Raw genomic sequence first — 19,845 nt, 5'->3', positions numbered from 1 at the left:
TGTAGATTACTGTTTACCAATATTACCAATAAAGTATTGTATTATTTAGAATGTTAAATACCAATATCAAAATTTATATTACCAATATTACTCAGAATCCTCTTTTGAATTTTTTGAAGGGCAATGTTCTTTCAACTTACAGTTTCCGCAACTCCCACAGCTTGCGCTTATAACTGATTTGGAAAGTTTTACCATTAGCTTTTCAAATAAGGATTCTTTATCGTTCCGTTTTTCATTCATATTTTTTTCCTTTTTCGTATTTTTTTGCACATTATCCCTAAGGTTTATTATTTGCATTAAATGTCCCTGTTGTGACTATGTTTACCATACTTACGATATTTACATACATATTATTAATATTACTATTGAAATGTTTAACTAATTTTAATTGTGACATCTATTTCAATTTTATTTCAATTTTATTTCTATAGTTCTTCCTATTTTTTAATTAACAACTAACCTTGAATTATTTCGACTATTATTCAGAATATTTTTTCGACTATATTTTATATGATATACTAATATAACTAACCTATTGTATTTATTTCATTATTTATTTCAAATGTCTATCATATTTATTATTTATTCACTTATTTTTTTAGAATATAGGATATAATTTACTAAAACACTATTGTAATTGAATTTAATTTTAATTTGTGACTGAAATATAAGTTGTTTATTTAGTAAACCTTATTATACGATATCTTTTTCCAATATACATTGTATACACCATTATACTAATGAATTCTTTTTTTTAGTTTAGTTTAGTTTAGTTTTATTGTTTGATTAATTTACATAAATGTTATTTGCTAACTTCCTGCTAATGGCAACTTTTGTATTGCCAACTACTATTGTTAACGGACCTTTTTTATCGTTAATTACAACTTTTACCCTTTTCCCGGTAATGATCCCCATTTCCCTTAACTTCCTGCATGATGAACTTATTTCAGCGTTATTATCTACTTTTAAGATTGTGTATTTCCCCACGCTTTTATCTGCAAGTTTTTCAAGTTCGTTAGTTTCATTACTTTTTATGGGACTTCCAAAATATATCATATTTTACCCCTTTAAAATACCTCTTTGTTTTTATTTCTTATTTCTATTCTATATGGACGTTAACTCATAATGGCACAAAATTAAGTTTTTAGATTAAGTTTTAAATTAAAGTATAATTTTACTATTATTAAATTTAATAACTTCACTTAATTAATAATGCTTAATATATTTAAGTTAACTTAAATATTTTAACAATGATTAATATACACAACCTAATATATAAAGGTTACTACTCAAAAAATAAAATAAAAAAATAAGAACTAGTATAATAATTAAAATAAAAAGAAAAATAAAAAGAAAAAAATTAGCATTTATTTGTTAATAATATTGCTAATTATAAATATTTTTTAACATATAATTCCGCATTAAGAACGCTAGCACCTGCAGCACCCCTAATTGTGTTATGTTCCAAAGCAGTGTATTTAGTTGTGAAGATAGGGTCTTCTCTAACTCTTCCTACTACTATAGACATTCCATTACCGGTATTTCTATCCAATCTTGGTTGGGGTCTGTCGTTTTCGCTTCTAAGTACAATAGGTTTTGCGTAGCTTGGCAAGTTAAAGTCTTTTAACGGGTCAAATTCATCCATAGCTTTTTTGATTTCTTCAATTTCTACTTCTTCGGTAGTTTTAACAAAAATACTTTCAGTGTGTCCATCAATAACTGGTACTCTATTGCAAGATACGCCTATTTTGAAATTACCGTCTTTAAATTGACCATTTTCAACACTACCTAATATTTTTAAGTTTTCGGTCTGCATCTTTTCTTCTTCCCCACCTATGTAAGGAATCATATTGTCTAATATTGCCATGGAAGGTACTCCGTCGTAACCTGCACCACTTATGGCTTGCATTGTTGTAATATTCACTAAATCCAATCCAAATTTGTCCATGATTGGTTTTAAAGTTATTGATGAGCAAATGGTTGAACAATTAGGGTTTGTTACAATACCGCCATCATATCCTCTGTTATCTCTTTGAGTTTCTAATATTTTGAAGTGTTCATGGTTAACTTCAGTTATGATTAAAGGTACATCTGCTTCCATTCTCATTGCTGAAGCGTTTGAAAATACCAATTTACCAGCTTTTGCAAATTCTGGTTCAATGGTTTGTGCAAGATTTGCAGGTAATGCGGAGAATACAATATCTACATTTTCAAATTCAGGATGGCTAGCTTCTGTAGGTACAACTGTTTTTTTAGCAATATCTTCAGGTATTGCTTCTGTTTGATACCAATAGCAAGCATCTTCATAAGTTTTTCCCGCACTTCTGTGGGATGCACCCAAAGCAGTTAATTCAAACATAGGGTGGTTTTCTAACATTTGAATAAATCTCTGCCCTACGTTTCCAGTTGCACCTAATATTCCTACGTTTATTTTCATTTAGTTCACCAGTTGATAGTTTTTTATTATTTATTTTATTTTAATTTACTTTAATTTAATTTTTATTTTTTTATTTTTTTATTTTTTTTATTTTTTAGAACAATAATCTTAACAATGTAATTAATCTTTTAAATGTAATTATGAATTCTAATATTTAAATTTCATCATATTTTCTAGGATATTTCGTAGTATTCTATGATTTCATACTTTAGATTACTTTTTTATACAATGGAATTAAATAAAATGATAATATTTTTATTTAGATTAGTAGTTATAAATATTGAATGAATAAGTCATATATCAATTTTACGAATTTACTAGTTAAACATAAATCCTAAAATTAAACCTTAAAACTTACACGGTGTTATCATGAAAGAATGTTTCAGTAAAAAGGAAAAATTAATAAACCATATAAATGAATTGAAAAACCAAAAAAATGCAATAATTTTGGCTCATAATTACCAACCTCGTGAAATTCAAGAAATAGCTGACTTTATCGGTGATTCTTTAGAGCTTTGTGTAATCGCAGAGAAAACAGAAGCCGATATAATAGTATTTTGCGGTGTAGATTTTATGGCAGAAACTGCAAAAATCTTAAATCCTACTAAAAAAGTACTTTTACCGGAAATTGTTGACGCTGAATGCCCTATGGCTCACCAATTGCCTCCTGAAGTAATTGAACAAGCTAAAAAAGAACACCCTGATGCTAAAGTTGTAATTTACGTTAATACATTAGCTTCAGCAAAGGCAATGGCAGACGCTACCTGTACCTCTGCAAATGCCGATAAAGTGGTAAATTTATTCGAAGAAGATAAAATATTATTCGGACCGGACAATAATTTAGCTTATTTCGTGGAAAAAAGAACCAATAAAAAAATAATTCCCGTTCCAAAAGGTGGACATTGCTATGTACATAAAATGTATACTTTAGAGGATGCCAATAGGGTAAAAGCTGAATATCCAGACGCAGAATTATTAATTCACCCTGAAAGCAACCCTGAATTGCAAGATATTGCAGATTACGTTATGAGTACTGGTGGAATGGTAAAACACGTATTAAATTCTCCCGTAGAAACCTTCATAATTGGAACAGAATGCGATATGATTTCTAGATTAAACATTGAACTTGAAAAAGTCGGAAAATCTAAAAATCTTGTACCATTAAGAGCTGACGCAATTTGTAAATCTATGAAAAACATAACTCTTGAAAAAATAGAAACTTGCTTAATTGAAGAGAAATACGAAGTAAATTTGGATGAAGAAATTATCAAAAAAGCAAAAATTGCAATTGATAAAATGTTATCCTTAAATAAATAATCAAATTATTTTTTACTTTCTTTTATTTTATTTTTACTTTCTTTTATTTTTTATTTTGCATATTATTTTTACTTTTTTACTAATTAATTTCACATATATTGCTATTTATAGTTTAAAATTTATAATTTAATTTAGTAAGTAATGCAAATAATATATACAAAATTAAATAGAAAGAGGGGAAATATGCAATATATTAGCTTAAAAACCGTGGATTATGAAGACCCGCTGGTAATTGTAGGATTTCCGAGTGTAGGGCTCGTAGGAAGCATTTCATCATACCACATTATAAAAAATTTGGATTTGGAATACATAGGATATTTTGAAGACCCACTTTTTCCATTAGCAATGATTGTAGAAGATAGCGTAGCTTACCCGCCTGTTAGGGTTTATGGGCGAAAAGATTTGATAGTATTCTTTTCCGACGTTTTAATTCCTAGTGAATTGATATATCCATTTGTAGATGTAACTGTGGAACGATTAAAAGATATAAAACCTAAAATGGTTGTAACCTTGGAAGGGTTTGCATCTATGCGCCCGGAAAATGTTTACTGGGTATCTACCTCTGAAAACATCGTAAATAAATTAATGAAATTCCAAAATCACACTTTAAAAAATAAGGAAGACTCAAATAAAGCTAAAGATCCTAAAGAAGAAACTAAATCAGATGTAGAAAACAATATAAATACCATAACCAACATTAATTTTGATAATTTACCTGAAGAAACGAGTTTGGAAGAATTAGAACTTATGACTTTGGATACAAATCAAAATACTAATTATGGTAGCTTACAAGAAGAGGTAAATGCCAAAATAGAGACTGGTATGAATAAGTTGAAGTTAGGAATGGTGGGAGGCATTTCTGCACACATGATGCTAAAATGCAACTATCAAAATATCTCTGCAGCCTGTTTATTGGTGGAAACCGTAGGTTTAAGACCCGACCCTAAAGCTGCTTCGATAATAATTGGCGTATTAAATAAAGAATATGATATAAACGCTAATATAGATGAATTAATCGAAGAAGCTGAGAAAATACAAAGTAAACTGAATAATCTTGCTAAGGAACACGCAAAATTGATGACTAAATCTGAAAATCCAATGTATATGTAATTAATGAATAGTACAATAAAATAAAAAATAATAAAATAAAAATTAAATTAAAATAATAAAATAAACATTTAAAAAATTACTAAATTTTAAGCCATAATTTATAATATTTGCATATTGGGGGTTATTTATGAAAACACTTGCTGTAACAGGTATTTCAAGGAATTCGATTTCGGAATTGCTGAAGAACCAAGTTAGAACGTTTGTATTAAAAAATATAGCTAATTATTCAGTTTTAACAAATTCTGAAGTTGGGGATGTATTATTTTTAACCAGTATTCGTAAAAGTGATTTAACGGTGGGGACGGAGGGCGTAATTGCCAAATTAGTTAGCATGGATTTATGTACTAATATCGTAACCGATGAAAAAGCTGACGAAAATGAAACTGTGGTCGTAAACGCACAGTTTGAGTTTTTAGGTTATGCAGTTTGTTTGGATGTAGCGGAAAATGAGGATTATCCACTCGTAAACCCTAAAAATTTATTTATACGTATTAAATCAATTTATGGATAATATCTAATTACTTAATTACTTAATTAAGTAATTAATACTTTTTTACTATTTTATTCATTTTTTAAAACTATATCGTGCAATTCTTTTGCATAGGATTTATCAAAGTCCTCTGAATGCAAAATTAAATGTTCAAAAGCTCGGGTAATCCCAACATAGATTAATTTCCTATTTAATATGTCCTGAACGTTATTGGCGGGTTTACTAATTTCTGATAAGTTTGTAATCAGGCATACTGGAGATTCTAAACCTTTTGAAGAGTGCAATGTTAAAATACGAACGTATCCAAATTCTAAATTTTTTGAAAAGCTACATTTCTTTTTTAAATCAGAATCAAGGCTATTATACAATTTTTCACAACTTTTATTGTCATTACAAAGTATCATTATTTCTTCAGGTTTGAATTTTGTCAACAATTCTTTTATTTTATCGTTCAAAACTTCGTTTTTACCCTTCAAAAATTCAATATTACCGTCTAATACACTAAATGTATTCGTACCATTGTAAAATTTATAAACCTGGTTTTTGAGTTCGTTATTATTCATTAAAAAGTTTATTCCTAAGTTTAAATGCTCTTTACCTGTACGATATGTGGATTTTAACAGTTTACTCCTTCCCCTCATATCTATACCTAAACTTTTCCAATTCTGACCGTTTAAACGATATATGCTCTGCAATCTATCTCCTGCCAAAAATAAGTTAATTCCTTCTGTATTTTTTCCCGCATAGTCGACATAAGGATACTTTTTACAAGATTTTACGCATATTTTAATCCATTCATTCATAAAATCTTGGTATTCGTCAATTAAAACAGCATCGTACTGTTTTAATGACATATTGATATTAATTCTATCTTCCAAAAGATTTAAAACTTTATTTGGTAATTCGTAATTCCAAAACTGTTTTGATTCGGTTTTAAACTTTATTTTAAAGTTATTAAATTCATCAGATTCACAACATTGATTGTATTCATAGTAAAGTTCTTTTGCAAATTTATGGAATGTAGAAACTTCTATATTATTTAATATGTCGTTATTTCCAATTTTTTCGCACATATTTTTTAAATTAGTCTTACATTCTTCTGAAAGTGTTTTATTGTATGTTAAAATCCTAATTTTCCAAGTAGGATTGTTCAATGCTAAAAAAACCGCCCTAGATAGTAATATTACAGTTTTACCACTGCCCGGTACGCCAGTAACCATAAAATGACCAGATGGTATTTTTTTGCTTAGTTTTTCCTGTTCTAAATCTAAAACTTTTATTAATTCCTTAGAATCTTTTTCATAGTCTATAATATCTTCGATACTATCTTTACTACTTATTTTATTTATTATTTTAAATAATTTTATCAAACTACCTAATTTTTTTAATTTTGAATCTTCTTTTTTACTTTGGGTTTTTTTGGCAGATTTATCTTTATTATGATTTTTATCTTTAATTTTCTGTTTTGAATTACAAATACATATTTCAGGACATAATAAAGACCTAATTCTATTAAATTCAATATTTGACATCTTTACATCTTTATTTTTATCAAATAAGTCGTCAATAGTTAATTCTGAAATTTTATCTGAAGTTATGTACTTAGATGGAGGCTGATTTAAAACTTTATTAATTTGGAGTTTTTTAATATCTTCTGATTTAATTTTGCTAAAAACGGCATACGAGTATATCTTAGGGGGCATTTCAAATTTATTTAAATTTTCACTGTTTTTAGCATTTTTTTTAGTTATATTATTCATTTTATTTTTTTTACTTTTCTCGTTTTTCCCCTTAAATGCTTCGTCACTGTAAATTAAGTCTTTTAATGTATTAAAATAGATGTTTGAAGTAACTATTGGATTTTTAAAAGTCTTATTATCTATAGTTTCCACTTGGTGTGAATTTATGTTTTTTAAATATCCTATTTTCCAATCTTTGACTTCTAAAATACAAACGCCTTTAAAACTATCGATTAATATAAAATCAGGTTTTAAGCCACACACAGACTGTTGTAAGTACAATACACAATTCCTATTGCCTTCATAATTGTCAATTTTGGAATATATTTCTTTTATCCTGTTTAATAGTTTTAGTTCGCCCTTTTTAAGCCCGTATAAATCATCCGGTATTATATCAATTCCCATTTTAAAACCCAATTCTCAATTTTCTATAATTTAAATTTTAAATTTAAATAATATATTGCTCTATTTTATTAAATTATTTAAAAATATTGTTTAATTAGTATATAAACTGTTGTTATACTAATAACGTATCTAACAGAATGCAATACCACGTATAAATTTTAAAAAAAAGAAAATATTTAAAAAAGAAAAAATAAGAATAAAAATAAGAATAAAAATAAGAATAAAAATAAGAATAAAAATAAGAATAAATAAATATTTAAGAACATATCTAAGATTAAGTGGGCATAAATCAACGTAGATTACCCTATATTACTTTAGAGTAACTTAGATTAACTTATATTTTAAATCTTTGAATTTATCAATCTTAAAATTTCTTCTTCTGTAAATTTATGTAATTCTTTTAATTTTTCTAAATCTTCGCCAGTTTCATGCTTTAACAGCGTTTCAATCATTTTTAAATGTTCTTTTAGCGAATTAAGATCATCATCTTCTGAACTTCGTGTAATCAATTCTTTAATTTCGTCAATACATGGTTGGATATTTGTCATAGTCTCCCCTCCCCATTTATCCACGTATATAATTATATAAATTTTTGTTTTTATGGGTTACGGTGTTGAGAAAATAGCTGAAAAAATAATGGTAATAATGTAATGATAAAATAATGCAATATGGTTAATTCACTGTAAAATAAGATAGTATATCGTAAAATAAGTTAGAATTTAGATTTAAAATTAAATTTTAAAATCTTTTCTTAAATTATCAATATCTCTTTTAACATAGACGTGCATTGAAACACTGTGATGTGTGTACTTTTTTAATGGAATATTTAATTTATCTGCAACGGTTTGACCAAGTGCAATTAAACCAAGTGCATTAGCGTGGAATGCCAAATATGCGTCGTTGCTTCTAAATAAAACAGTCATGTATAATTCATCGTTTCTTATCAAAAATTCGATAAACTGTAAGCAAGGAACGTCTTTAACGTGCGTATCGATGTAAGGATTCCACGTAATAGCTATGGCTCTTCTTGAACTGTGATTTTCTGAAAGCTTACTTACAATATAGTCAATTTGGTCAAATTTCTCGGTTTTATCCTGATTTGGATATTCAAAAATACGTTCATGGTAATCATAAACAAATTCCGTACTACAGCCATTTATAAGCTGATTAGTGTATGATTTAATCGCATTTTCCCCTAAAGGATATTTTGAAGACACTTCCATATTTTCAGGGTCGGTGATTTCAATAATTGTATTCATAATTTCTTTACACTTCTGACCATCTTCTGTAGTCATATCAATACCTTCACTCAATATTTTAGGTATTAATTCTTCAAAAGCGTTTTTAACAGATTTCTTTTTTAAAATTAACAATGTAACACCTTTTAAACTTAAATTTAAACTTAAATTTAAACTGAAGTTAAACAGAAATTAAGCTTAATTTTTTAATTATTTAATATTTAAATTCAATTCTATATAAATCATTTTATTTTAAATATTATTAAATTTATTTTTCAGTGTTTATTCAATTAAATAATATAATATGACATATAAATCACAATCCAAATATAACAGGGTTACTATATATTATAAATAGCATATAATTGTATTTTTGGTGAAATTATGGCGTTATTTTTAAAATCTAAGTTTTTATATGGTGAAGAATTTGAATTAAAAGAGGGTACTCTTGTAATTGAAAATGGGGTTATAACTGATTTTTTAGAAAATCAAGAAAATTCGTCCAATATCTCAACGAAAGAAGATGACAAAATTATAACTTACGAGGGCTTGGTAATCCCTTCTTTTAATAATTTGCATACCCATATCGGAGATTCTGCAATTAGAGATGTCGGCATAAATAGGACATTAGATGAATTAGTAAAGCCCCCTCACGGTCTCAAACATAGGTTTTTAAATAATTGTAATGATAAAGATATAGTCAATGGTATGATAGCGGGTATGTGTGAATTGTATGAAAACGGAACACATATATTTTGCGACTATCGGGAAAATGGTTTAAAAGGTATTCAACTTTTAAATAATGCTTTAAATTTGTTTAACGTCTCCAAAGGCATTACTAAAAATAACGATAGTACAAATAATTCAAAAAATTTATTGGAACCTTACGTTTTAGGTCGACCCACAATAAGATTGGAAGATACTAGTACAAATAATAATAATAATAATAATAATAATAATAATGACTTAAGGAAAGAAATTTTCCAAATCTTGGATTTATCCCAAGGAATAGGTCTAAGCGGTTTAAATGAATATGACGACTGTGAACTCAAATTCATAAGGCGTGTTATTGATGAATACAATAATAATAAGGACAATGGCGATGCCGATGTCAACCCAGCAAAAGTATTTTCAGTACACGCAAGCGAACATGAGGGTTCGGTTCAATATTCACATAAAAATTACGGTTTATCTGAAATAGAAAGGTTAATAAATTTGGAATTACACCCAAACTTCATAATTCACGCAGTTCACGTATCAGACCAGGAAATACGACAAATAAAAGAAAATAACATACCATTAGTGGTTTGTCCAAGAGCAAACGCTTCATTCAATGTAGGATTGCCAAAAATAAATGAATTACACGAAGAAGGTATTTTAATGGCAATAGGGACAGATAATTTTATGGCCAATTCTCCATCTATATTTAGAGAAATGGACTTCATATATAAATTATACCATTTAGAACCTTTAGAAATTTTAAAAATGGCTACTGTAAACGGTAATAAAATATTAGGAAATTCAGACTATAATTATAAGAATACTGGATTAATAAAAGAAGGATTTAAACCTAATTTTAGTTTTATAAATTATAACTTTGAAAATTCTAAAAATTTGATTGCTACATTGATAACAAGATGCGAAAGTAAAAATATTGATACAGAATTTAAATATAAATTTGAAAGTTTATTATCTAAAAGTTTATAATTTAATATGTTAGTTTAAAACAATTTATTTAACTTTTAAAATTAATTAGCTATATAACAATATTTACTTTTTAATTGCATTATAAATGAATTAATTCATCTCTTGGACAATCGCAATGAGGTGAAAACATGATAGTCGGTAAATTTCACGGCGGTTGTCATCAAATAGGAAAATCTTGTGTAGAAATAGAGACAAAAAAGTCCAGAATATTAGTAGATTGTGGTATGGACCCATCAAATAACGCCATACCTGATATAAACGACAGCAGTATGGATGCAGTAGTAATATCGCATGCACACCTTGACCACTGCGGTGCAGTACCTCATTTTGACTTTAAAAATATTTACTGTAATGCACCTACGGCTGATTTAATGTACAATGTATGGAAGGATACCGTAGCATTGTCAAAATCATACAAAGAAGAAGACATTCAAAGATCTATGAAAAATATTAACATTGTAGATTATAACGAACCTAGAAAGATAACTTCAGACATATCTATGAAATTATACGATGCAGGACACATATTAGGTAGTTCCTCCGTATATTTGGATATAGATGGTAAAAAGTTATTATATACTGGCGATATTAACGAAATTGAGACCAGAACTTTAAATCCTGCAGATACAGATATTGATGAGATAGATACTATAATTATCGAATCAACATACGGTTCACCATTGGATGTTAAACCATCAAGAAAAGTATTGGAAAAACAATTAATTGACGAGATTTCAGAAACCATCGAAGAAAATGGGAAAGTTATAATCCCTGTTTTTGCAGTGGGTAGGGCTCAAGAGATAATTGTTATTATAAACAACTACATAAGAAGTGGTTTGATTAAAAAGGTTCCAATATACATTTGCGGTTCCTTAACACATACAACAGGTATGTACATGAGCTATTCGCAATGGTTAAACCCTAAAATAAATAATTTAATGAATAACGGTACAAATCCATTTGGTAACCTTTTAAAAGCTGATGATAACATATTTAACAATAATGAACCGTGCATAATCATTTCAACGTCCGGAATGGTTCAAGGTGGTCCTGTGTTACAATATTTATCATTATTGAAAAACCCAAGGAATAAATTAATATTAACCGGTTACCAAGGAGAAGGTACTATCGGACGTAGCTTAGAAGAAGGAGCAACTGAAATCACTCCATTCAAAAAGCCTATTCAAATTAAGGGTAAAATAAGTAAAATAGAATTTTCAGCTCACGGGGATTACAATTCACTTGTAAGGTACCTTAAAAAGATACCGGAGCCTAAAAAAGCCATAGTTATGCACGGTGAAAGATACCAAGCTCTTTCTCTCGCAATGACAATATGGAAAATGTTTAAAATCCCTTCAATAGCTCCTACAATTGGTAGTACAATACCATTGTTCTAAGGAATGACGTAAAATAAAAAGAAATTTTATTTTTATTTTTTATTTTTACTAATAGTTTTATCTATTTTTTTATCTTTATTAATTAATCAATTAATTAATTTGTTAAAACAGGCTCTTTTATTTAATTTATGTATCTTTAAATTGTTTTTAGTATAATTTATGACGTTTTTAATAAATATATCTTCGTAACCTTTTATAATATCTATATTATACGTAATATCGTTGGAATATTCCTCAGAATAAATTTTTACGATAGTTAAATTACTCAATCCCAATGAGTCGTCTTTTTTATCAAAGTTATTATTCGTATCTTCAATAGCTTTTTTAACATTATTTATTTCTGCGTAATCGAACTCTAATTTGAACTTTGAGGTATCGTATATCCCAATAATTCCAGCGCTTTCGATTGCATCGTTCGCAGTTTCACTGTAAGCCTTGACAAGTCCGCCGTAACCTAACTTAATACCTCCAAAGTATCTCGTAACAACTACGACCAAATTTTGCACATTTTTAAGTTCCAAAACTTTAAAAATAGGTTTCCCTGAACTTCCGGAAGGTTCGCCGTCATCATCGTATTTCATAGCTAAATAATTGTTATTTTCATGTTCTTTTACATAATATGCAGATACATTATGTGTGGCGTCCTTATGTAGTTCTTTAATATAATTTACAAATTCTTTGGCTTCAATTTCCGTATCAACTGGTTTAACATATCCAATAAATAAGGAATTTTTATAAACCTTTTCAATTTTTGCAAATTTTTCAACTGTTTTATATATTAACCCTAAATTATCTTTATTCATATAATCACAAAAAGTCCCAAATTAAAAAAATATTCAATATATTTAAAATATTCAAAAAATAATCTTAATAATTAATCGAGCTTACATTGAGCGAGAATGTTCTTCGCTTTTACGAACTGTAAAGTAAAAATACTCTTTTCCGCATTCTTCAATGGTACCTAAGTCTAATAATGTTTTTTCATCTTCCATGAATGCCATTACTTTTTCGAGATTTGTAATCGTAGTTCTTAGCCAAACAAAAGTTCCAGAAGGTTCCCTTAAAGCTAACCTACAAATATCAACATCTACTTCAACCTCTGAAAAATACTCTAAATTTAGATATCTTACAATATTTCCTTTAGTCGTGTCTTCAAATCTTATTATTTTCATAGTTTCACTTGCCAACAAGATATATCATATTCATAATTACATTGTATATCAATATGTTATTTTTAATATATACAATTATTGATTTATCGACAAAAAATATAACAAATAACATAAATAAAAAACAAATAAAAAATAGTGTAATGAAATAATCTCAATCAGTAGCTTTGTTTATTTTTATTAGTATTTTTATTAGTATTTTTGATTAATTATTTAATTAGATTTTTACCCATGTGATATGCCTTTTCGAGAGCGTACATGTGGTTTTCCGCAGGGTTTTGTTCGGATAGACCCCCCACTATCAAAGTGTCAATCACATTTAGCCCTAAAAAATCTAATAAATCATTGTTATGTTTTATATAATTTATAAATGCGTTTTTATCAGGATTTGCTTGTGTATATACTGTTATTGTAGCTATATTGGCTAATCTAGTTTCAAAATCATTAGATATTACAGGGTACAATCTATCTATAAAACATTTGGCTTGCCCAGTTATTTGCCACATAAATATTGGAGTGCCAAAGATTAAGTAATCAGCTTCTATTAATTCATCCAATATTTCTGACATATCATCATCCAAACTGCAGGCAAAAGTGTCTCTACAATCCATACACTCGTTACAGCCCTCAAAATTAATTTCTTCTAAATTATGTTCGTGAAAACATGCTTTAGAGCTTTCAGATATCCCTTTCATCATATTAGCTAGTATTTTGGCAGTATTGCCCTGCTTTAAAGGACTTCCATTTATTACAAGTATTTTTTTCATAGAATCACCCACCATTTGTTTTAAAGATATGACCAATTAATTTTTAGGTATTTCATGTATGTACTTACAATAATAATTATCTAATTAAAAATTTATATAATTATACATCTAAATTTTATAATATTAATGTCAATATAAAGACATATTTAAAAAGAAATAATAATAATAATAATAATAAAATAATACAAATTAAACTAATAAAATAATAATAATAATAATAATAATAATAATAAAAATAATATAAAAAAATTTAAAAATCAAAAGAAATGGATTAATTAGGTGTACTATTGAGGTACTCGTCTATTTTTTCACTTAAAGTTTTAAATGTCCATTTCATTAAATTTTCATCTTTTTCAAGTAGTGTAAATCTCAATCCTTCATGTTTTGAACAGAATGATGTTAATGGTACCATACAAATGCCTGAAGCACCCAACAAGTTGTAAACAAATCTCTTGTCTTTTTCAACTAAAGAATGTTGTCCACACTGGTCTAAAACTCCGTTTATATAAGTTTCTAGTTCTTTATCCATTTTCAAATGTTGTTTATCGTTTAAAACACCGTCATCAAAGGTTAAAGATCCATAAAATGCCCCATTTGTAAGGTTTACTGAAACCCCTTCAATCTTATTAATAGTTTTATATGCGTAATTCGAAGCTTTTTCATAGTATTTTTTACGTTCATCCAATGATTTTTCAAACCTTTTATCGCCCATTACCTTAGGTATAATCGTTTGAGGTAATGTCGTTGAACATACTTCTATCATTTTGAATTTACCGATATTTTCAACGTATTTTTTGAATACGGGGTCTTTTTCTTTATTATAAAATTCTGTCCAGCCGCAACGGGAACCTGGCCATGGTAAATCTTTAGAAATACCTTTCATTGAAATTCCGCAAACGTCATCTATTACTTCTGAAAGACTAATGTGCTTTTTACCATTGTAAACTAAATTTTGGTAAATTTCGTCGCATAAGATAAATACGTCATATTCGTTAGCTATATCTACAATATCACTTAATATTTTCTTAGAATATACTGCACCCGTAGGATTGCCTGGATTTATTAATAGTATACCACTAACTGAAGGATTATATTTTACCTTATTTTCTAAGTCATCTAAATCAGGGTACCATAAATTATCCTTATCTAAATTATACATCACAGGCGAACTGTTTGAGTATAAACCTTCTGCAGATGAATGCGTGGAGTATGCAGGGGTAGGGCCGATTACCCTACATTCCTTCCTCATTAATCCATAAATATTAGTTATAGCATCCCCTAAGCCATTAAAAAATATCATATCATTGGATGTAATCTGAGCTCCATTTTTACTATTGTTCAAATCTGCCAAAAATTCACGTGTTTCTAATAGACCTTGTGTAGGGCAGTAACCATAAGTTTTATTTTCTAAAGTACTTTCTGAAACTATTTCTTTAATCCATTCAGGCATTTGCTCCCCTTTTGCAATAGGGTCACCAATGTTTTCCCAGATTATTTTTTTACCTAATTTCTGGGCTTTTTCCGCTACTGCAACAATTCCCCTAATTTCATAAGATAGTTCTTCAGTTCCCTTGTTTACAATATTGTTTCTCATAATTTCACCTGAGTATACAACCCGATTTTTTAATTCGAATTGCAGTAGCTTTAATTTTTTATACTTGTTATTTTTAAATTTTTATAATCATGTTTAAAAAATAAATATTTAATATTATTTTAGTTAATTTATTCAATATTTAGATTTATTTTAATATTTAGAGGTTATTTATTGTCCTAAATCATTTTTCTGTCAAATTCATATTCTGTGCTATTTTGTGGTGATTACTTGGAGGTAATTGAACCACAGAAATTTATCATTAATTATGTCTACTACCAATATATTTAAAAGTATTTAACTCAAAAGCTATCAATCCCATAATAGAGTTCTATTACAAAATAATAACTTTTCAAAAATATATTAATTGTATTTTTAATATATATAGTTTTGTATATTTTTTAAGAAAATTATGAATTATTATAAGAATATCAAGCACTATTATTTATAATAGAGCTCTATTATACTAAATTTAACGAATTTTAACAATTATTTTTTAAATTAAAAGGTTTTAACTAAGTTATTTTAATATTGAAGATTAATTAGGTTTCAAATATTTTAAAAAATGTATCGATAAATTCGATATTACATCAATCCCTCCTAAAAATTCATAAATCACCATACTTAAAATAATAATTTATTAAATCTCAAGAAACAAATAACGAAACAAATGATAAAAGATTTAATACTAAAATGCCATAAAATAAATAATATGATTAAAATAGTTTATTTAACTAATGTTTATAGTGATAATAGAGATAATACAATATTAAAAAGATATTTAAGAATAATAAAAATAAAAGACTAAAAAATCTAAATTTATTTAATTATTAAGTAACGGTGTCCTTATGATTTCAATATCCGAAATTCATTTAAAAAATTTCAAATCATTCAAAAATACGAAATTAAAAATCCCTGACGGCTTTACTGCGATACTGGGTCCAAATGGCTCAGGAAAATCAAATACTATCGATGGTATATGCTTTGTTCTTGGAAAAACCTCAGCCAAGTCATTAAGAGCGGGAAAATTTAATCAACTTATAACTTACCACAATGGAAAAAGGGCAGATTATGCAGAGGTAACTTTATTTTTCGACAATATAAATCGTGAAATACCAATAGATTCTGATAAAGTTGGTATTTGCAGGAAAGTAAAGTTAAATGGCGATAATAATTATTATGTCGTCTGGTACGAAGATGAGAAGCAAAATAAACAAAATAACCAAGCAAAACAAAACAATGAAAAAAAGAGCCAAAAAGCTTCAAAAATAGAAAAAAGACGTAGAATGAAGAAAAATGAGGTCTTAGATCTTTTAAGTAAGATATCTTTAATTGCAGATGGTCCAAACATTATTTTACAGGGGGATTTGCTTAGAATAATTGACACATCACCAAATGAACGAAGGAAAATTCTAGATGAGGTCAGTGGGGTTGCAGAATTCGATGAAAAGGCAGAAAAAGCAAAAAAAGAATTATCTCAAGCAAGGGAATATATTGAAAAAATAGATATCAGGATAAACGAAGTTCGTGCTAACCTTGAGAAGTTAAAGAAAGAAAAAGAAGATGCTGAAAAATATACCGTATATAACAAAAAATTAAAGGTTACAAAGTATATTTTAACCTCTAAAAAAGTAGAATTCTTAAAAATGGTTCTTGATGAGACAAAAGATGAAATAGAAGCTTTAAAAGAGACTAAAAATTGTTATATTAAGGATATAAGTAATATAGATAGCGAAATAATCGAATTAAAGATAAAAATCAACGAATTAGTTAACGAGTTAAATGAAAAGGGTAGTGAAGAAGTAATGGAACTTCATAAATCTATCAAAGAATTAGAAGTAAATCTTAATAATGATAAAAACGCACTCGAAAATGCAATAGATGATTTAAAACACACGTTAAAAATGGAAGAATCCAAAAATAACGATTTAAATGAAACTAAAGGTAAAATAAATGATATAAGAATTGATACCTTAAAAAAAGAAGCTGACGCAAAACTTTTGATTAAAGAAATTGAGAAATTAAATGAAGAAAGACAAAATTTGGAGAAAAAAGTAGAGCAAAGTGAATCCCAAGTTAAAGCTTTAAAAAATCAGGAAAGTAAGCTTTCAGAACGTATAAATGATACCCAAAAAGAATTATATGGCTTAAAAAATGAGTTAAATCAATTAGAAAATACATTAAATAATAGAAATTTCGAGTATCAGAAAAATAATGAAACAATTGAAACTTTAACAAACCAGATAGCCGAATTTAGTGATTTAGAAGATACTAAAAAACTATACAAAGAATTAGAAGATATTGCAGTTGAATTAGAATTTTCAAAGAAAAAATTACAAGAAAAAGTCAATGAGCGAAATGACGGCCAATCAAAATTAGACAATCTTCACTCGGAATACGTTAAGGAAAATGCAAGAATTAAAACTTTAAAAGATATGGAAAACTTTAGTTTAGATAGGGCAGTTAAAGGTGTACTTGACGCAAAACTACCTGGTGTGGTAGATATTGCAGGTAATTTGGCTAAAACTAAAGGGGAATATAAAACAGCCATCGAAGTAGCGGGCGGTGCTAGGTTAAATCACATAGTGGTTAAGAAAATGGATGACGGTTCGCGAGCTATCAACTATTTAAAACAGAAGAAACTTGGTAGAGCTACATTCTTACCAATGGGTAGAATAAAAGGTATGGATGCAAAGGATATTTCAGACGCAGGCATTATAGGAAAAGCCATTGATTTGGTGGAATTTGACATAAAATATACAAATGTATTCAAATTTATCTTTGGAAATACTCAAATAGTTGATAATCTTGAAAATGCCAAAAAATTGTCGTTAAAATACAAGGCAAGATTTGTTACATTAGAAGGTGAAGTTATAGAGCCATCTGGTGCAATGGTTGGGGGTAATATACGCAGAAACTCCGCTATTAAAGTAGATATTGATATGACAAAATTAACTAACATTTCAGAGGATATAACAGAGTTGGAAGAAACTTTATCAAACGTTAAAGATGAAATAGAGCGTTTAAACAATAAAATTAATACATACAGTACAAGGAAATTAGAATTGGATAATCGATTAAAAATTGCTCGGGATCAGGAGTATAAAAAAGAAGAGATTACAAAATTAAATAATTTAAAAATAAAAGAATTAAAAATGTTAAATTCCAAAATGGAAGATGAAATTTCAGAATTAACTGATGAAAAAGAAATATTGTCTCAAAAAGTTCAAAATCTAGATAATAAACTTGCTGAAGTAATGGGGCAACGTGAAAGAATTGTAAATGAGATAAAATCTTATGAAAATTCCGAATTATCGAAAAGAATTAAAGAAATTGACCATAAAATTAGAGAAAATGAAAGTAACAAGAATAATCTAGAAAATGAGATTAAAAAAGGAGCCGTTTTGGTAAAAGAAGTTTTAATTCCAAAGATTTCAGAATTAAATTCCAATATTAAATCTCTTGCAGATAAGAAAAATATGTTTAAAAATAGCGTAGAAATTTATAAATCAAACATAGAATCAAATTCAAGCATATTAACTGAAAAAAGAGGAAAATATGAAGAATTAACAAAAGGTTTAAAGGATTTAACTGATAAAAAAGAATGTTACGAATTAGAAATTGAAAACCTTCAAAATAATAAAGAAGAATTACGAGAAAAAGCCACTGACACTGATAACCAAGTAAATGTTATAAATGTTGATAGAGCAAAATATGAGACAAGACTAGAGGAAGAGGAAAGAAAGCTTTATTTATGTGACACTCTTGAAAATATCGAAGACATATCCGATGAAATGATAGAAGAAACCTATTCATTAGAGATAGATGATTTAGAGAGAAATCAAGCACTTTTGGAAAGTAGTATAAAAAAACTTGAACCTGTAAATATGCGTGCTATTGAAGATTATGACTTCATTAACGAACGTTACGAAGAGTTATATGGAAAAAGAAAAGAATATGAGCAGGAAGAAGATAAATATATGCAATTAATTTCCGAAGTTCAAAAAAGAAAGAAAGAAACGTTTATGAAAACTTACGACCAAGTTGCTGAAAATTATGAGCAAATATATGGCGAAATAGGGGGTAATGGTAAATTATCCCTTGAAAATGAGGAAGACCCATTTGCAGGTGGTCTTTTGATAGATGCTTCACCTATGAATAAGCAATTACAGAATTTGGATGTTATGAGCGGTGGGGAAAAATCATTAACTGCTCTAGCGTTCTTATTTGCTATTCAAAGATTAAATCCATCTCCATTCTACGTTTTAGATGAGGTAGATGCTGCATTAGACACCAAAAATGCAAGTTTAATCGGAGATATGATAAATAATGCGTCCAAAGAATCGCAATTTATTGTTATATCCCACAGAGAACAAATGATAAGTAAATCGAACGTTATGTATGGGGTATGTATGGAAAATGGGCTTAGTAAGATAGTTTCAGTTAAATTATAACATTTAAACCATATTATTATCATT

The 19,845-nt window shown here is 27.8% G+C and carries 16 protein-coding genes; 6 read left to right on the top strand and 10 right to left on the bottom strand.

The window, feature by feature from the left end:
• Nucleotides 1-87 precede the first annotated feature (87 nt).
• The 3 genes from J2127_RS00380 to asd form a co-directional block, all read right to left on the bottom strand.
• Entirely contained in the window at nucleotides 88-297 is a 210-nt protein-coding gene (locus J2127_RS00380) for a hypothetical protein (protein ID WP_209731491.1), read from the bottom strand.
• 489 nt (nucleotides 298-786) lie between these two features.
• Complete coding sequence (locus J2127_RS00375; RefSeq protein ID WP_209731490.1) at nucleotides 787-1,056, bottom strand: FeoA family protein; 270 nt, start codon at nucleotides 1,054-1,056, stop codon at nucleotides 787-789.
• Nucleotides 1,057-1,390: 334 nt separating this feature from the next.
• Nucleotides 1,391-2,437, bottom strand: a complete 1,047-nt coding sequence (asd, locus tag J2127_RS00370) for an aspartate-semialdehyde dehydrogenase (RefSeq protein ID WP_209731489.1) — start codon at nucleotides 2,435-2,437, stop codon at nucleotides 1,391-1,393.
• A 369-nt stretch (nucleotides 2,438-2,806) separates the two neighbouring features.
• On the opposite strand from asd, the gene nadA reads away from it, so the two are divergent.
• The 3 genes from nadA to J2127_RS00355 all read left to right on the top strand — a co-directional run bounded on the left by nadA (nucleotide 2,807) and on the right by J2127_RS00355 (nucleotide 5,375).
• Nucleotides 2,807-3,754: a quinolinate synthase NadA gene (gene nadA / locus J2127_RS00365; RefSeq protein ID WP_209731488.1), complete on the top strand. Its 948-nt coding sequence runs from the start codon at nucleotides 2,807-2,809 to the stop codon at nucleotides 3,752-3,754.
• Between the two features lie 183 nt (nucleotides 3,755-3,937).
• Nucleotides 3,938-4,864, top strand: a complete 927-nt coding sequence (locus J2127_RS00360) for a proteasome assembly chaperone family protein (protein ID WP_209731487.1) — start codon at nucleotides 3,938-3,940, stop codon at nucleotides 4,862-4,864.
• Nucleotides 4,865-4,991: 127 nt separating this feature from the next.
• Complete coding sequence (locus J2127_RS00355) at nucleotides 4,992-5,375, top strand: DUF473 domain-containing protein (RefSeq protein WP_209731486.1); 384 nt, start codon at nucleotides 4,992-4,994, stop codon at nucleotides 5,373-5,375.
• A 50-nt stretch (nucleotides 5,376-5,425) separates the two neighbouring features.
• On the opposite strand, the gene J2127_RS00350 is transcribed toward J2127_RS00355, so the two are convergent.
• The 3 genes from J2127_RS00350 to J2127_RS00340 all read right to left on the bottom strand — a co-directional run bounded on the left by J2127_RS00350 (nucleotide 5,426) and on the right by J2127_RS00340 (nucleotide 8,871).
• Nucleotides 5,426-7,498 carry a UvrD-helicase domain-containing protein gene (locus J2127_RS00350; RefSeq protein WP_209731485.1) on the bottom strand — a complete coding sequence of 691 codons (2,073 nt, stop codon included), beginning with the start codon at nucleotides 7,496-7,498 and terminating at the stop codon, nucleotides 5,426-5,428.
• Between the two features lie 341 nt (nucleotides 7,499-7,839).
• On the bottom strand, nucleotides 7,840-8,046 hold the full coding sequence (locus tag J2127_RS00345; RefSeq protein WP_209590482.1) for a hypothetical protein: 207 nt from the start codon (nucleotides 8,044-8,046) through the stop codon (nucleotides 7,840-7,842).
• Nucleotides 8,047-8,229: 183 nt separating this feature from the next.
• The gene (locus tag J2127_RS00340; RefSeq protein ID WP_245326391.1) at nucleotides 8,230-8,871 is read right to left on the bottom strand and encodes a thymidylate synthase; all 642 of its coding nucleotides are present in this window, start codon (nucleotides 8,869-8,871) and stop codon (nucleotides 8,230-8,232) included.
• A gap of 249 nt (nucleotides 8,872-9,120) precedes the next feature.
• Between J2127_RS00340 and J2127_RS00335 the strand changes: the two genes are divergently transcribed.
• A complete protein-coding gene (locus J2127_RS00335) occupies nucleotides 9,121-10,443 on the top strand; it encodes an amidohydrolase family protein (RefSeq protein WP_209731484.1) in 1,323 nt (440 codons plus the stop codon).
• A 128-nt stretch (nucleotides 10,444-10,571) separates the two neighbouring features.
• Entirely contained in the window at nucleotides 10,572-11,840 is a 1,269-nt protein-coding gene (locus tag J2127_RS00330; protein ID WP_209731483.1) for an MBL fold metallo-hydrolase, read from the top strand.
• 86 nt (nucleotides 11,841-11,926) lie between these two features.
• On the opposite strand, the gene J2127_RS00325 is transcribed toward J2127_RS00330, so the two are convergent.
• From J2127_RS00325 to J2127_RS00310, 4 genes are all read right to left on the bottom strand, one after another.
• Nucleotides 11,927-12,643, bottom strand: a complete 717-nt coding sequence (locus J2127_RS00325; protein ID WP_209731482.1) for an IMPACT family protein — start codon at nucleotides 12,641-12,643, stop codon at nucleotides 11,927-11,929.
• 81 nt (nucleotides 12,644-12,724) lie between these two features.
• Nucleotides 12,725-13,012: a hypothetical protein gene (locus tag J2127_RS00320; protein WP_209731481.1), complete on the bottom strand. Its 288-nt coding sequence runs from the start codon at nucleotides 13,010-13,012 to the stop codon at nucleotides 12,725-12,727.
• 206 nt (nucleotides 13,013-13,218) lie between these two features.
• On the bottom strand, nucleotides 13,219-13,776 hold the full coding sequence (locus tag J2127_RS00315; protein ID WP_209731480.1) for a flavodoxin family protein: 558 nt from the start codon (nucleotides 13,774-13,776) through the stop codon (nucleotides 13,219-13,221).
• A gap of 271 nt (nucleotides 13,777-14,047) precedes the next feature.
• Complete coding sequence (locus J2127_RS00310; protein WP_209731479.1) at nucleotides 14,048-15,370, bottom strand: pyridoxal phosphate-dependent aminotransferase; 1,323 nt, start codon at nucleotides 15,368-15,370, stop codon at nucleotides 14,048-14,050.
• A gap of 845 nt (nucleotides 15,371-16,215) precedes the next feature.
• Between J2127_RS00310 and J2127_RS00305 the strand changes: the two genes are divergently transcribed.
• A complete protein-coding gene (locus J2127_RS00305) occupies nucleotides 16,216-19,821 on the top strand; it encodes a chromosome segregation SMC family protein (protein ID WP_209731478.1) in 3,606 nt (1,201 codons plus the stop codon).
• The last annotated feature ends 24 nt before the right edge of the window (nucleotides 19,822-19,845 follow it).

Source organism: Methanococcus voltae (assembly GCF_017875395.1).
Taxonomy (GTDB): domain Archaea; phylum AGJL01; class Methanococci; order Methanococcales; family Methanococcaceae; genus Methanococcus; species Methanococcus voltae_C.
This window is presented reverse-complemented; position numbering and strand designations above follow the sequence as displayed.

What these genes read in the sequence shown, in the direction of transcription:
- J2127_RS00380 (WP_209731491.1), bottom strand. Translation starts at nt 297, where the DNA reads ATGCAAATAATAAACCTTAGGGATAATGTGCAAAAAAATACGAAAAAG.
- J2127_RS00375 (WP_209731490.1), bottom strand. Translation starts at nt 1,056, where the DNA reads ATGATATATTTTGGAAGTCCCATAAAAAGTAATGAAACTAACGAACTT.
- asd (WP_209731489.1), bottom strand. Translation starts at nt 2,437, where the DNA reads ATGAAAATAAACGTAGGAATATTAGGTGCAACTGGAAACGTAGGGCAG.
- nadA (WP_209731488.1), top strand. Translation starts at nt 2,807, where the DNA reads ATGAAAGAATGTTTCAGTAAAAAGGAAAAATTAATAAACCATATAAAT.
- J2127_RS00360 (WP_209731487.1), top strand. Translation starts at nt 3,938, where the DNA reads ATGCAATATATTAGCTTAAAAACCGTGGATTATGAAGACCCGCTGGTA.
- J2127_RS00355 (WP_209731486.1), top strand. Translation starts at nt 4,992, where the DNA reads ATGAAAACACTTGCTGTAACAGGTATTTCAAGGAATTCGATTTCGGAA.
- J2127_RS00350 (WP_209731485.1), bottom strand. Translation starts at nt 7,498, where the DNA reads ATGGGAATTGATATAATACCGGATGATTTATACGGGCTTAAAAAGGGC.
- J2127_RS00345 (WP_209590482.1), bottom strand. Translation starts at nt 8,046, where the DNA reads ATGACAAATATCCAACCATGTATTGACGAAATTAAAGAATTGATTACA.
- J2127_RS00335 (WP_209731484.1), top strand. Translation starts at nt 9,121, where the DNA reads ATGGCGTTATTTTTAAAATCTAAGTTTTTATATGGTGAAGAATTTGAA.
- J2127_RS00330 (WP_209731483.1), top strand. Translation starts at nt 10,572, where the DNA reads ATGATAGTCGGTAAATTTCACGGCGGTTGTCATCAAATAGGAAAATCT.
- J2127_RS00325 (WP_209731482.1), bottom strand. Translation starts at nt 12,643, where the DNA reads ATGAATAAAGATAATTTAGGGTTAATATATAAAACAGTTGAAAAATTT.
- J2127_RS00320 (WP_209731481.1), bottom strand. Translation starts at nt 13,012, where the DNA reads ATGAAAATAATAAGATTTGAAGACACGACTAAAGGAAATATTGTAAGA.
- J2127_RS00315 (WP_209731480.1), bottom strand. Translation starts at nt 13,776, where the DNA reads ATGAAAAAAATACTTGTAATAAATGGAAGTCCTTTAAAGCAGGGCAAT.
- J2127_RS00310 (WP_209731479.1), bottom strand. Translation starts at nt 15,370, where the DNA reads ATGAGAAACAATATTGTAAACAAGGGAACTGAAGAACTATCTTATGAA.
- J2127_RS00305 (WP_209731478.1), top strand. Translation starts at nt 16,216, where the DNA reads ATGATTTCAATATCCGAAATTCATTTAAAAAATTTCAAATCATTCAAA.